Source organism: Ochrobactrum sp. P6BSIII (assembly GCF_014138065.1).
Taxonomy (GTDB): Bacteria; Pseudomonadota; Alphaproteobacteria; order Rhizobiales; family Rhizobiaceae; genus Brucella.
In genome coordinates, this window is the sequence record NZ_JACGXB010000005.1 from 279,854 (window position 1) to 293,637 (window position 13,784).

The following is a 13,784-nucleotide window of genomic DNA, read 5'->3' on the forward strand; positions in this document are numbered from 1 at the left end:
ATCAGCACCCTGACTGCCGTTCGAGATAAGGCAGTTCACGCGGCCGGATTGTGCTGGCCAGCGTATTGATGCGCAGCATAGCGCGTTCGTGCGAGATTTGCAGATGATGCACGAGCGCGCGCTGTGCCCCGGCCAGATTGTTGGTCTGAAGACACGAGACGATTTCAACATGCTCCGGCAGAAATGGTTCTGACGCGAAAAGTCCTGACGTCCACTGATACAGGAAATGGTGCGCGACGAGCAGGGTCTGCGGCAGACGCACCGCCTCCAGCAGGGAGGCGCTGTCGCAATGGCCAAGCAGCTCGACATGCAGTTCCTGTTCCAGCCGATCCAGCGTTTCGCCCGCGACCAATGGAGAGGCGACCGCTTCATCCAGATTCCGGCGGACCCTTTCCAGAAGTCCCTCGGGCAAACGCGGCAGAGCCTTTTCAAGCGCGAGCGGCTCTAGCACCCATCGCAACTCGAACAGGTCGTGGATGTGCTTGTCAGTCAGCGCCGGTGCCAACCAGCGGCCACGCGCATCCTTCTGGATAACGCCGCGCTGCTGCAACCGGGCCATGACGTCATGCGCCACCGTGCGGCTGACACCATAGTGCTTTGCCAAGGCCAGCTCGTTGACGCGCCAACCGTCCAGCGATGTGCGGGCGAAAATCTCGCTTTCGATTTCGGTATAGATGAGCTGCCAGCTGGGCATGAATTGCATGCGGCTGTCCTTGCTCTGCCTGACGAGGGGGTCACCGTTTGAACGGCCAGGCCCGTTTCTCGCCGCTTCCTCGGCAATCGCATAGCCGCGCCCATCCGCCTTGCGAATGAGACCGCGCTGTTCCAGTTCCGCCAAGGCTTGGCGCGCTGGTGCCCGGCTGATGCCGAACAGTTCCGCGACCCAGCTTTCCGTCAGTCGCCTGGTCGCCGGGATGGCGCCATTGGCAATATCAGCCGCCAGACTGTCACGTGCGCGCTGATAAAGTTTGGGTGCGATGTTCCGCATAATGTCGATTTCCTCCCCTGAATGCGTCCGGCTTTTTGTTATTTTGTCCGGCCAGCCCCGCGATATCCCCCAGATACCCACAGGCATGCTCCCGCCTATGTCGGGACGGATAAGCTCATATGCAACCCATTGAGTCCAGTATGGTTTATGGATTGATGGTTCATCTACGTGAACGGTGAAGGGATGCTCTAAAAGGCCCCAATTCTTCCAATCCTCCCTACCAGCGCTGCCCGCTAATACATCCCGGATTGCGTCTCCCCATTAATTCGTATAGTGCATGCACAATACATTATGGCTGGAGGAGTTTCATAGTGCAACAGGCAGTTGACCAGGCCACGTTCTCGCTCGCATCGCTAGAACGGTTCTGCCGTGAGGTTTTTTCAGCATGTGGAGCAGATGCCGCGACCGCCGATGCGGCAACGCGCGCCATGATGCACGGCACCCGCTACGGCGTAGACAGCCACGGCGTTCGACTTCTCGCGCATTATGTGACGGCTCTCGTTGGCGGTCGCGTCAACAAGACACCCAACCTCAAGGCCGTCCGCAGCTTCGGCGCTATCGAAACGCTCGATGCTGACGATGCCCATGGCGCTCTGGCGGCTTATACCGCCATGGATCGTGCCGTCGCCCTGTCCGATCAGTTCGGCATCGGCGCGGTCGCCATTCGCAACAGCTCGCATTTTGCCGCCGCCGGTGCCTATGCACTGGAAGCCGCGCGGCAGGGCCGGATCGGCGTGGCCGTCTGCAATTCCGACAGTTTCGTGCGCCTTCATGATGGCGCAATGCGGTTTCACGGCACCAATCCGATTTCGGTCGGCGTGCCGACCACCGACGAAAATCCATGGCTACTCGATATGGCCACAAGCTCGATCCCCTATAACCGCGTCATGCTCTATCGCAGCCTCGGCGTCGAGCTGCCGCAGGGCGTTGCCTCCGATCTCAACGGTGTGGACACGCGCGACGCAGAAGCGGTCGAAATGCTTGCGCCGCTGGGCGGCGAGTTCGGCTTCAAGGGCGCAGCGCTTGCCGGTGTTGCGGAAATTCTCAGTGCCGTTCTGACCGGCATGAAGCTCAGCTTCGATATCGCCCCGATGGGCGGCCCGGATTTTGCGACGCCGCGCGGCATGGGCGCTTTCGTTCTGGCGATCAAGCCGGAAGCCTTTATCGAGCGCGATGTCTTCGACGCAGGCATGACCCGTTATCTCGAAACATTGCGCAACTCACCAGCGCGCGAAGGCTGCACCGTTATGGCTCCGGGCGACCGCGAATGGCGCGTTGCCGAAGAGCGCGAACAGACCGGTGTCACCATCGACCCAGTAACATGGCAGTCATTCGGTGAAATGGCAGAAAAATACGGCGTGGCCCTGCCCGCCTGACCTTGCAGGTCACATACGCATAAACAACCCGTCAGAGCGGTTACAGCAATGCAGCCGCTCTGATTACCATTCGAACCGCGAAGACATATCCCGGGAGGACATTGGGAATGAACACTTCAAACAAGGCGCCTTTCGGCGCCAGCCGCTTCCGGTATTTCATACTTTTCATGTGTTTTATCGGCATCGCGATCAACTATCTCGATCGCGCCAATATGAGCGTTGCACTGCCCTTCATCGATTCCGAACTGGGCCTGAACCTGACGAACACGCAGAAGGGTCTCATCCTTGGCGCGTTTTTCTGGGCCTATGACGGCATGATGCTGTTTGCGGGCTGGATCACCGACAAGCTGGGTGCGCGCAAGAGCTTCTCGCTCGCCGCCATCTGGTGGTCGATATTCACCGCCGTCACCCCGCTCGCCAACAGCTTCTGGTCTTTCTTCACCGTCCGTTTCTTCCTCGGCGCTGGTGAAGCACCCGCCTATCCGGCAGCAACCAAGGCGGCTTCGCGCTGGTTCCCGAGAAGCGAACGCGCCTTTGCAACGGCAGTGATCGATTCCGGTTCGCGCGTCGGCACGGTTCTGGCGCTGCCGATCGTGACCTCGATCATCGCTTTCGCGACCTGGCACTATTCCTTCGTCATTCTGGGTGCTGTCGGCCTCGTCTGGGCATTCTTCTGGTACGTCACCTATCGCGATCCGTCGGAACATCCGCGCGCCAACGATCTGGAACGTCAGTACATCATCCAGAATGGCGCCCGCACCGACGACAATGACAGCGAAGAAGCACAGAAGATCCGTTGGGCAGACCTGTTCCGCTACCGCACCGTCTGGGGCATGATGCTCGGCTTCTTCTGCCTGAACTTCGTCATCTACTTCTTCCTGACCTGGTTCCCGACCTATCTGAAGACCGCACGCGGCCTGAACCTCGCAGAACTCGGCCTTTATGGTATGCTGCCGGGCATCGCCGCTGTCGTCACCGCATGGATCGCCGGCCTTCTGGCCGACCGCGCCATTCGCGGCGGCGCGAATGTCACCACCGTGCGTAAGATCGTCATGGTCGGCGGCATGCTGGGCGGCGCAGCTATCCTTCCGGCAGCGCTGGTTGAATCGCTCTATGCAGCTTTGTTCTTCTTGGCGATTTCCTATAGCAGCCTTGCCATCGCAGCGACCGCAATCTGGTCCCTGCCAGCCGACGTTGCACCAAGCTCGCGCCATGTGGCATCGATTGGCGGCATCCAGAACTTTGCTTCGAACATTGCAGGCATCATCAGCCCGTTCCTGTTCGGCTTCCTGCTGGATCAGTTCAACGGCAGCTATACGCCGTCCTTCCTGATGGCCGCCATCATGGCTGTCGTCGGCGCATTCTCCTACGCGTTCATTGTTGGACGTGCAGAGCCTCTGCCGATCCTGCCTCCCCGCTCGTAAGATCATCCACGAGCGCTAACGAAAAAAGCCCCCATCCGGGTGATCCGGATGGGGGCTTTTCTTTTAGTCAAACGTTAGGAACGCAGCGCCGTCGCCGGGCTCATACGCAATGTGAGCAGTGCTGGCACCAGAGACACAATGGCCGCGACAAGGATAAATCCGCCAGCGCCGTAAAGATCATCCGTCGAAAACTCGACGGGCATTCTCACTGCCGTTGTCGCCGTCAGCCATGCCGTGATGACATGGGCGGCTGCGTAGCCAATGGCGAGGCCGAGCAGGATGCCAAGCACCAGCAGGAAGAACAGCTCACCCCAGACAATCGTCATCACCGCACTGACCGGTGCACCAAAGGCCCGCAAAGCACCAATCTGGCGCTTGCGCGCGCCAATATGCATGACGGCAACCAGCAGCAAAGCGAAGACGACAATCACCTGCGTGCCGACAGCGATACCGAGCAAAAGTTTGCGGGCATCGCCCAGCGTGGAATAGAGCCGCGTCAGCACTTCCGCCGGGAAAATCGACAATGTCGTTTCAGAGCGATATTCCTGCCGCAGCCGATAGGCATCGGCGATGGTGTTCGGCTTGACCAGAACCGCCGGAATTCCGGGGCTGCTGGCATCGAAATGCTCATCAAGCGGCGCATCGACATCGATCCGGGCATTGTGATCGTGTGTATCGATCGGTCCAATCACCGCGAGCGAGCCTTGCGCCTTTGGCGCTTCCTCATGGGCATCCGCATCCGCGTCATCGTGGTCATGACCCTTCATGCCATGCAATTGCCAGACCGCACGAATGGGCACAAGGATCGAGCGATCCCACGCGGTTCCCGTCGGGGCCATCTTGCCGCTGACATGATAGCTCAGCTCCGTATGCGCATGACCGCCGGTTTCAACGGTGCCATGCATCGGATTGACCCGGCTGCCTATCGGCAGATCCACCGCTGATCCGATAACCGCCTCGCCCAACCGGGCAAAAACTTTGCCTTCCGCCAGTTCGGGCGACAAGGCCGCGATCAGCTGGGTCGTTGTCCCGACGATGGGAAAGCCCATCGCGCTATCGCCAAAGCCAATCGGCGCGGCGAAGGCCACGCGCGGGTCGGCGGTAAGCTTGCCAAGCATCGCACCCGACATCAGCGGCAAAGGCGACGGCTGTAGAAACACCGAGGACAAGGTCAGCTGCGTGTCGCTTCCGGCTGCACCCACCACAAGATCGAATTTCTCCGATGCGCGCGCGGTGCCAAGACGCACGGCCCGCTCCTGTAATGTCACCACCGTGCTCAAGGCCACGGACAGCGCCAGCAGGATAATCACCGCAACGGCTCCGCTCCAGAACCGGCGAAGATCGGCAAGAATGAATGTGATCATGTCGCGCCGTGTCCTGTGGTGTCTTTCGTTATGCGTCCGCCTTCCAGAAAAATCTGCCGCCGCAGTCGCTTCATCAATTGCGGATCATGCGTGACGGCAATCAGCGTCGCCCCCTGCGCACCGGCAAGCTGCACCAGGAGTTCGGCAATCTCCCCGCCGGTTTTCTGATCGAGGCTGGCGGTCGGCTCGTCGGCAATGATGACCCGCGGCGCGGGGAAAAGCGCACGCGCGATAGCCACCCGCTGCATCTCGCCGCGGGACAGCGTTTCGATATGCTGGTCGGGTCTTGCAATTCCCACTGTTGTGAGAAGTTCGAGCGCCCGCTCGCGCCGCACCGGCTTCACCGCCCGGCTCAGTTTTGCAGGTAGCAGAACATTGGCAATGGCCGAAAGGCCCGGGAAGAGATGGAAATCCTGCATGACCAGCCCGATATTGCGGGCTCGAAACGCATCGCGCTGAAAAGCCGACAGGCTGCTGAAGGCCTCGCCATTCCAGGAGACATGTCCCGTTCGAACACCTTCAAGGCCGGTGATCGCATTGATCAGTGTGCTTTTCCCGGACCCCGACGCACCGGCGACGGCCAGATGTTCGCCTTGCGGCAGATGAAACGTCTCAATGGCGAGCGCAGGCTCTGGAAGGCCGGGAAAGCGGACTTCCAGCGCAGAAATGTCCAGCGACAGGCCGGACCGTTGTTCAGTCAGCATGTCAGACCGTTGTGAATGAAGCATCGCGCATGCGTAGCTGGCTAACAAATCCCGTTTCAGGATCAGTCCACGAACCATATTCAAGTGTGCCCCGCGTGAGGATCGGCGCGTTGAACTGCACAAAAGTCTGCTTCGCCGCGAGATAAACCACAACGATATTGTCTGGCCAGTCGGAATCCGACGAGCAGAACGGGCAGATCGACATTGGTATTTCGGTCAGCACGAAGAAATTGGCTTCGGCCTTCAAGGGCGGCGCCATAAAGCCGCTGATGGCAACTTGCTTGCCAGCCGACTGCTTGACCTGATCGGAAAACTCAAGGCCCAGCACGCCGAAGCTCTTATAGAGATTGTTGAAGCCGAGTTGCTCGGCAGCCCGCGCTTGCGGGAGACCTGCCACCAGCGGCATGGCAAGTGCGCCAAGCATCACCTGTCGGCGGCTGAAATCGTTCCGGTTGGACATCGGACGCTCCATCAATTGCGGGCAAGCGGCGCAAGCCGCCTGCCCTGTTTCAGGATAGACCGTGCTTACTCGGACTTCGGCTTGCCGAGAGCAAAGGCATCGGCAAGGGCGCGATACACGTCGCTCTGTTCCATATAGCCGCGCAGCCCTTCGGAGCCCGGACCAGTCGCCTGAAGAACGATATCGTCTACCGCATGAACGCCGGTATCCTCGTCCTTCGGGATGTTGCCCTGCACAAACACTGCGCCCGGCACATTCTTATAGGCCTCATTGGCAACATATTCACCCTTTTCGTTCTTGATGGCCGGAACGAACGGATCATCAAGCTTCGGGCGGAAGGTTTCATAATGGTCCGGACCGTTATTGGCAGCCATGAACAGGCGGCGCGAAACGTCCACGCGATCCGGATAGCCGTCGCCGTCCTTGTCTTCATAGTTCGGGAAGCCAGCTGCATCGTAGGTGCCAACCTTGGCGCGCATTTCATCGCCCGGCTTGTCGTCATCGACCGTACCGATAATCGCCACGCCATGGGTGTGGTCGCCGGTCACAACGATCAGCGTATCCGGGTTGTTCTTGGCGAATTCCTGCGCAACGCCAACGGCCTTGTCGAACTCGATCGTGTCGACCAGCGCGCGCTCCCAGTCGAGCGGGTGGCTCATCTTGTCAATCGACGCGCCTTCAACCATCAGGAAGAAGCCTTCCGGGTTCTTGGATAGCTTGTCGAGCGCGGCCTTGGTCATGTCGACCAGACCCGGCTGGTTCGGGAACTTGTCGACGGTTCCCTTCTTCAGAAACTCGCGATCCAGCGTCACATCCATATTGCCAGTGTGGAACAGGCCGAGCAGGTTCTGCTGGTTGGACTGACCGGAAGCGGCAAGCTCGTTCTTGTCGGTGACGACAGCATAGCCCGCGTCACGGAACAGCTGGATATAATCCTTGTCGTCCTTGCGCTTGGAGCCCGGAACTTCCTTGCTCAGGAAATAGGCCGAGCCGCCGCCCAGAAGCACATCGGGCTTGACCTCGTAGAACATGCCGACAATGTCCGCCTTGTCGGAACGCTTGCGCGTATGCGAAACCAGTGCAGCAGGCGTTGCGTCTTCCACTTCCGCCGTGGAAACGATGCCGATAGACTTCTTCGTCTGGCGACGCAGCGCTTCGGCAATGGTTTCGACCTTCGGGTCGTCCTGGCTCGCCGGAGTGCGGTCGGCATAAACGCCAAGCGCATTCACGCGTGATTTGTGGCCCGTCATGTAAGCCGACATGGTGTTAGCGCTGTCGGTTGCGATGGAATGGGTCGACGATGTGCCGATAAAGGCCACCGGCGGGACGTCATCCATATTGAGACGACCATTGGCCTTGCCCTCAGTCATGCCCTTGGACATGATGCGCGCTCCGGTGCGGTGCGCGACCGAAAGACCATCCGCGACGAGGAAGATAATGTTCTTGGCTTTCGCTTCAGTTGCAGTCGGATAAACATCCCAGGTGACCGTCTTCGTCTCGTCCCCTGCCGAAACTTCAACCTTGTAAGCGCCCGGCTCTGCGAGCTTCAGATCGCGCAGGATGAGGGCCGAACCCAGAACCTTGTCCTCGCTCCCCTTCTCTTCTGCGACGAATTCGGCCTTGGAACCGAACAAGGCTTCATAATCCTGACCGTTGACGGTCACCTTGACCTCTTCCGGCTTCACGACCTTGTCGAGTTCCACTTTGAAATCGAACGGAGAGCCGACGAGGATGGTCGCCCGGTCGAGCGGATAGATATCGGCAGCATGGGCAGCGCCGCTAAGAAATGTTGCGGATGCAAGAGTGAGCAAAAGCTTACGCATGATAGAAACCCCTTCCTAAGAGTATCAGGCCTCCATAAGCAAGCTAGATGACGTCCGTATAACGGTTTCGCATTTGTTGATCACTGCAACCGCATGCGATCCATTTTCACCACGCGCGGCAGGGCAGATTCGCCTCTAGGTCTAAGCTAAATCAGAGAACACGAAGCCGCATTCGTAGGGCGTCAAATCGGCTGAAAAGCGGGTCGTTTCGAGTGCGGAATGGTAAAATTCAACAGCCTGAGATTAAACGACATTTTTCGGCTAATGAAAGCTAATTCGACGTTAGGTTTTCCTAGCGCGACTGTGCTCAAACCAATCTTTCAGAGGAGATTTTATCGTTCAGGCGAGGCGGAAGCTCATAAAAGGAATCTCTGTAACGATGCCTCAGATGGTACCGTGAAGAAGTTAAAAAATCTACAGCATCAACCCATAAAAGCACAAAAAACATCGTTCCTTGCCAATCCGTACACAACCCCCAGCTAAGGCGTAGATCGTGCACTACAACAGTTGAGCAGGTTTTCCGACACAAATCCAGCTCCCTTCGCCCGAAGTGATTTGGCCGGAACCCTTGCCGGGACCGGTGCGGGTCATTTCACGTCAGCACCAGCGCCCCAGTCTTCCAGCCTCTGGAATCTGTCCATTTCTGTTAATCAGGTCGCTGGAAGCGCGATTGACGATTCGGGCGGCTCAACCACCGCCTAAAAGCGTGGACGATGACAATAAATGACTCCACCTATGATCGTCAGCATGCTGCATGAGATGGTAGACTGCGGTCTAATTTCGATAAAAGCTTTTAAAAACAATTCGATAAAAGAATTCGATTCGGAAAGATAAAATTCTTTGTAATTTTTAATTGCCTGCTAACCCTTTGTTAATCCGGGCAGCACTTGCGATACAAGAAGAATCGGACATAATGACGGTATTTAGGCGGTATTAGTTCCGATGCCGTCACTAGGGATCCCAAGTAAATGAATATCGCAAATTCAACAGCAGCATTGTCGTTTGACGACATGATATTGACGCAGGGGAGAGAAATCTCTCGCAAGCTCAATCTGCTGCGCCATGAAAACTTCCCTCCGGATGCGCGGAAAAACCTGCGCCAGTTTTCCATGGCTGAAGCTGCATACTTTCTTGGCGTCTCCCCCAGCAATCTGAAGAAACTACATCTCGAAGGCAAAGGCGTCGAGCCGACCATTCTGACAGGTGGACGCCGCGCCTATAGCGTGGACCAGCTGCATGAACTGCGTTTGTGGCTCGATCAGAACGGCCGCGCTGACGTGAAGCGTTATGTTCCGCACCGCCGGGCCCATGAAAAACTTCAGGTCATCGGTGTTGTGAACTTCAAGGGCGGGTCGGGCAAGACCACGACAGCAGCGCATCTTGCGCAGCATCTCGCCTTGACCGGTCATCGCGTGCTTGCCATCGACCTTGATCCGCAGGCTTCACTGTCGGCTTTGCATGGCATTCAGCCCGAGCTGGATGAATTCCCGTCGCTCTATGAAGCCATTCGTTACGATTCCGAAAAGAAGCCTATCCGCGAAGTCATTCGTCGGACAAACTTCCCCGGTCTCGACATTATTCCAGCTATGCTGGAGCTTCAGGAATATGAGTACGATACGCCTTTGGCCATGCAGAATGGCGGCGAGGGCAAGATGTTCTGGAATCGCATCGCGTCGGTCCTGGCCGAAGTTGACGATTCCTACGATGTCGTCGTCATCGACTGCCCTCCCCAGCTTGGCTATCTGACGCTGACGGCGCTGTCCGCAGCCACGTCAGTGCTGATCACCGTTCATCCGCAGATGCTCGACCTCATGTCGATGTCGCAGTTCCTGCTGATGCTGGGCGATATTCTGAAAACCGTTCGCCAAGCTGGCGGTGCAGTACAGCTCGACTGGTTTCGCTATCTGATTACCCGTTATGAGCCGACCGACGTGCCACAGGCGCAGATGGTTGGCTTCATGCAGAGCATGCTTGCCTCCCATATGCTCAAGCATCAGATGCTGAAATCAACGGCCATTTCGGATGCCGGCCTTACCAAACAAACACTTTATGAAGTCGAACGCTCTTCCATGAATCGCGGCACTTATGATCGCGCGATGGAAGCCATGGAAGCAGTCAATTCGGAGATCCGCGGCCTTATCCACGAAGCATGGGGACGTTAGACTGCCGTCTAAAACGGTAAATACGCAATAAAATCAGGTCTATGACCGGTTTGAGGAATAGAGAATGGCACGGAAGAACATTTTTGACAGCGTGATGCGGAACGAACCGGCAGCGGAACAGCCTTCCCAGCCGGTCGATGCCACGTCGCGTCGGTTCGGCGCTGCCAAGTCGCTTTCCGCTTCGATCGATGAACTCGCCAAGCAGGCTTCGCAAAGACTGGATGGCGAAACCGTCGTTGAACTTGATCCGAACAGTCTCGATGCGTCTTTCGTAGCCGACCGCCTGCCTGAAGCCGACGATCTAGAGTATCAGGAGCTTCTCGAAGCCATTCGTGATCGCGGGCAGGACAGTCCTATTCTTGTGCGACCGCACCCTGAGGCTAGCGGTCGCTATATGATCGTCTTTGGCCATCGTCGTGCCCGCGTGGCCCGTGAACTGGGCCTGAAGGTCAAAGCCGTTATCAAGCCACTTGCCGATCTGGAACACATTCTGAGCCAGGGTCAGGAAAACTCGGCGCGCGCCAATCTCAGCTTCATCGAGCGTGTTCTGTTTGCAGCGCGTCTGGAAGCGCTTGGTTTTGAGCGTGAGGCTATTCAGGCCGCTCTGACCATCGATTATCAAACCCTTTCGAAGATGCTGACCATTCCCAAGGCCATACCGGAAGCCATTCTTCTGGCTATCGGTCCGGCCAAAGGTATCGGTCGTGATCGCTGGCTTGAATTGCGTAAGCTTGTCGAGATTCCCGGTAAGAAAGATGCTGCCGAGGAACTGATGGCAACGGATGCCTTCAACGCAGCCTCGTCCAGTGAACGCTTCGAACAGCTCTATGGGTATCTGAAGGGCGCGCGTCAGAAGAAGTCCGTCACCAAGGCAGCGTTACGCCCAGGTTCGACATGGACCGCTTCGGACAAGTCCGTCAGCGCCACAATCAAGCAGAACGGCAAATCGGCAACGCTGGCTCTCGGCGCAGCCAATGGACCACGTTTTGCTGAATGGCTCTCTCGCAATCTGGATACGCTTTATGCGTCATTCCAGAATGACGAGAAGTAACAAGCATTCGGATTGGAAAGCGGTTTCCGCAGCCCGGTCCAGTATCTGAGTACGATTATCTGCGTATCTGTATCGCGTGATTGAAAGCATTTTCAGCAAAGTCTGAAACGGCTTTGCATTGGAAAATGTGTGACAAAAAGAGAGGAGCCGTTTCAGCGATCTCGATGATTGCGGTTCGCTCCAAGGAAAAAGGAACGAGATAGCAAAAGAAAAAGGCCCCCAAACGTCGCCGCGTGGAAGCCCTTCTCATTGGTTTAGCAGCTAGAGAATCGCAAATCCACGAATCACTGTCAAGTGTAATTAGCGTCATTTAGGCGGGTGGATTTCTTTTGCCTTGTGGAAGGTGAAAGAAAATGGAGATGCATTTGGCTTCGACGCCGTTTGGTAGTCGACCGATGACGGCTGCCTTGTTGGCAGCGCAACGCAATGCCTGGCAAATGCCACAGGACCTGACGGTCGATAAGTGGCAACTGCATCGTTGGTTGTGTGAAGCAAAGACGATCTATGGTCTGAATGATCGCTCGCTGGCAGTCCTGTCAGCATTGCTGTCCTTTCATCCGGACAATCAACTCAAGGCCAATGAAGGCCTGATCGTCTTCCCGTCCAACAAGCAGTTGGCGCTGCGTGCCCACGGCATGGCAGACGCAACCTTGCGTCGTCATCTTGGCGCGCTGGTCGATGCCGGTTTCATCACCCGTCAGGATAGCCCGAACGGCAAACGTTATGCACGTCGCGCCAAAGGCGGTGAGTTGCAGATTGCCTTTGGGTTTTCGCTGGCTCCCTTGCTGTTGCGCGCAGATGAACTTGAAGCATCTGCCGAACAGGTGAAAGCCGAGAAGGCTGCATTGCGCGAGCAGCGTGAACGCTTGACCTTGCTGCGTCGTGATATCGCCAAGCTGATTGAATTTGCCATGGTCGAGGAACTGTCCGGTGACTGGTCAGCCATCAATCAGCGCTTTCGGGCCATAGTCGATGCGATTCCACGCCGTGCAGAGCGTGATGAACTTGCTCTGTTGGTCACTGCAATGGAGACACTGTCGGCTGAAATCGATAAGCTGTTGAATATTCACCAAAATACCGAAATTCTGAGCGGCAATGAGTCTCAAAATGAGCGGCAGCAAATTGAATCGAATCCAGATTCCTATTTTGAAAAGGACAGCGTTTCGCAAATCGACCAGCGCGAGACGATTATCGACAAAACGCAGGCAGAACCGACCGTATCGCTCGAAATGGTTTTGCGGGCCTGCCCGGAGATTGAAGCCTATTCATCGAGCCCTATCCGGCAATGGCATGGACTGGTTAATGCTGCCGAGACTGTACGCAGTTTCATCGGGATTGACGCCAAGCTCTATGATTTGGCCAAAAAGACGCTAGGAAACTATAATACGGCCATCGCAATTGCCTATATTCTCCAGCGTTACGATCAAATTCGTTCAGCAGGCGGATATCTGCGTATATTGACGGAAAAGGCTGCAGAAAGTGGTTTCTCGATCAAGCCGATGATGATGGCCGCGCTGAATGCACAACGCCGCGCCAATTAGATCAAATGCACGAACTTGGCTTTCGCACACAACACTGGACTTTTCTGGTCAGATTTATGGTTAACCCAATGTAAGTCTCAGTAACTCAACAAACGCTCATCGAGCGTTAGCGAGACAAAAGAAAGTTATCTATCCGTGTATTTACAGCAAAACGCGTTGTATATATGCAGCAGACCCGTTGTGAGGAATAAGTTCACTTCAATTTCAAGGCTGGAGCACCAAGGCTGTGAGTCTGGTTATCGATTTCATCAAATATGTTTCTATCGTCTTCATCGGCCTTCTGCCGATCATGAACCCGCTCACCACCATTCCGCTCTACATGGCTTTGACCAAGCGGATGAGCAAGGAGAACAAGCAAAAGCAAGCCATAAAGGCCTGTATCTACGCATTCTCCATTCTGACGGCTTTTCTGCTGCTGGGGCAGGGGATTATCGCGCTGTTCAATATCTCGCTGCCCGGCATACGGGTGGCAGGCGGTATCATCATTATGATCCTGGCGCTGAGAATGATCTTTTCTGGTGAAGACACGTCTTCGGAAGTCAATGTCGAGCCTTCTGAGATCAAGAAGGCCGAGATCGATTATTCCTTCTCGCCGCTTGCCATGCCCAGTCTTGCAGGACCGGGATCGATTGCCGTGGTGATGAGCTTCGGGTCACAGATACCGGCAGAACATACGATCATCGGCCATATCATTGTTATAGTCGCCATTCTGTTGACGGTCGGCATTGCTTATGCAGCCCTATCGTCGGCGACTTTCATCGAGAAAATGCTTGGCGAACACGGCATGCAGGCGATCACAAAGATCATGGGCTTTCTCCTGACCTGTATTGCCGTGCAGTTTCTGGCCTCCGGCGTCCACGATTTCTATATCGAGTTTACCAAGGTGTAGGC

General features: G+C 56.3%; 11 protein-coding genes. 6 read left to right on the forward strand and 5 right to left on the reverse strand.

Annotated elements, in window-relative coordinates:
* Position 1: 1 nt before the first annotated feature.
* Positions 2–988, reverse strand: coding sequence for a GntR family transcriptional regulator (locus tag FHW00_RS09445; RefSeq protein WP_078338187.1), 987 nt, complete (start codon positions 986–988; stop codon positions 2–4).
* A gap of 311 nt (positions 989–1,299) precedes the next feature.
* Here FHW00_RS09445 and FHW00_RS09450 point away from each other — a divergent pair, with 311 nt between their 5' ends.
* Both FHW00_RS09450 and FHW00_RS09455 read left to right on the forward strand, forming a co-directional pair.
* The gene (locus FHW00_RS09450; protein WP_078338186.1) at positions 1,300–2,364 is read left to right on the forward strand and encodes an Ldh family oxidoreductase; all 1,065 of its coding nucleotides are present in this window, start codon (positions 1,300–1,302) and stop codon (positions 2,362–2,364) included.
* A gap of 107 nt (positions 2,365–2,471) precedes the next feature.
* Positions 2,472–3,788 carry an MFS transporter gene (locus FHW00_RS09455; protein ID WP_078338185.1) on the forward strand — a complete coding sequence of 439 codons (1,317 nt, stop codon included), beginning with the start codon at positions 2,472–2,474 and terminating at the stop codon, positions 3,786–3,788.
* 74 nt (positions 3,789–3,862) lie between these two features.
* On the opposite strand, the gene FHW00_RS09460 is transcribed toward FHW00_RS09455, so the two are convergent.
* From FHW00_RS09460 to FHW00_RS09475, 4 genes are all read right to left on the reverse strand, one after another.
* A complete protein-coding gene (locus FHW00_RS09460) occupies positions 3,863–5,152 on the reverse strand; it encodes an FtsX-like permease family protein (protein WP_078338184.1) in 1,290 nt (429 codons plus the stop codon).
* Entirely contained in the window at positions 5,149–5,856 is a 708-nt protein-coding gene (locus tag FHW00_RS09465) for an ABC transporter ATP-binding protein (RefSeq protein WP_113534326.1), read from the reverse strand. The genes FHW00_RS09460 and FHW00_RS09465 overlap by 4 nt, the downstream gene beginning before the upstream one ends.
* Position 5,857: 1 nt before the next feature.
* Complete coding sequence (locus FHW00_RS09470) at positions 5,858–6,316, reverse strand: hypothetical protein (protein WP_113534368.1); 459 nt, start codon at positions 6,314–6,316, stop codon at positions 5,858–5,860.
* Between the two features lie 65 nt (positions 6,317–6,381).
* The gene (locus FHW00_RS09475) at positions 6,382–8,139 is read right to left on the reverse strand and encodes an alkaline phosphatase (protein WP_078338181.1); all 1,758 of its coding nucleotides are present in this window, start codon (positions 8,137–8,139) and stop codon (positions 6,382–6,384) included.
* 968 nt (positions 8,140–9,107) lie between these two features.
* Here FHW00_RS09475 and repA point away from each other — a divergent pair.
* The 4 genes from repA to FHW00_RS09495 all read left to right on the forward strand — a co-directional run bounded on the left by repA (position 9,108) and on the right by FHW00_RS09495 (position 13,782).
* Positions 9,108–10,301, forward strand: coding sequence for a plasmid partitioning protein RepA (gene repA, locus FHW00_RS09480; RefSeq protein WP_078338180.1), 1,194 nt, complete (start codon positions 9,108–9,110; stop codon positions 10,299–10,301).
* 64 nt (positions 10,302–10,365) lie between these two features.
* Positions 10,366–11,352, forward strand: a complete 987-nt coding sequence (repB, locus tag FHW00_RS09485) for a plasmid partitioning protein RepB (RefSeq protein WP_078338179.1) — start codon at positions 10,366–10,368, stop codon at positions 11,350–11,352.
* A gap of 353 nt (positions 11,353–11,705) precedes the next feature.
* A complete protein-coding gene (gene repC, locus FHW00_RS09490; protein ID WP_078338178.1) occupies positions 11,706–12,893 on the forward strand; it encodes a plasmid replication protein RepC in 1,188 nt (395 codons plus the stop codon).
* A 226-nt stretch (positions 12,894–13,119) separates the two neighbouring features.
* Positions 13,120–13,782, forward strand: a complete 663-nt coding sequence (locus tag FHW00_RS09495) for a MarC family NAAT transporter (RefSeq protein ID WP_078338177.1) — start codon at positions 13,120–13,122, stop codon at positions 13,780–13,782.
* The last annotated feature ends 2 nt before the right edge of the window (positions 13,783–13,784 follow it).

Bases quoted from the DNA above. Each gene is read 5' to 3' on its own strand.
- FHW00_RS09470 (WP_113534368.1), bottom strand. From the start codon at position 6,316: ATGTCCAACCGGAACGATTTCAGCCGCCGACAGGTGATGCTTGGCGCA.
- FHW00_RS09475 (WP_078338181.1), bottom strand. From the start codon at position 8,139: ATGCGTAAGCTTTTGCTCACTCTTGCATCCGCAACATTTCTTAGCGGC.
- FHW00_RS09455 (WP_078338185.1), top strand. From the start codon at position 2,472: ATGAACACTTCAAACAAGGCGCCTTTCGGCGCCAGCCGCTTCCGGTAT.
- repC (WP_078338178.1), top strand. From the start codon at position 11,706: ATGGAGATGCATTTGGCTTCGACGCCGTTTGGTAGTCGACCGATGACG.
- repB (WP_078338179.1), top strand. From the start codon at position 10,366: ATGGCACGGAAGAACATTTTTGACAGCGTGATGCGGAACGAACCGGCA.
- repA (WP_078338180.1), top strand. From the start codon at position 9,108: ATGAATATCGCAAATTCAACAGCAGCATTGTCGTTTGACGACATGATA.
- FHW00_RS09460 (WP_078338184.1), bottom strand. From the start codon at position 5,152: ATGATCACATTCATTCTTGCCGATCTTCGCCGGTTCTGGAGCGGAGCC.
- FHW00_RS09465 (WP_113534326.1), bottom strand. From the start codon at position 5,856: ATGCTGACTGAACAACGGTCCGGCCTGTCGCTGGACATTTCTGCGCTG.
- FHW00_RS09445 (WP_078338187.1), bottom strand. From the start codon at position 988: ATGCGGAACATCGCACCCAAACTTTATCAGCGCGCACGTGACAGTCTG.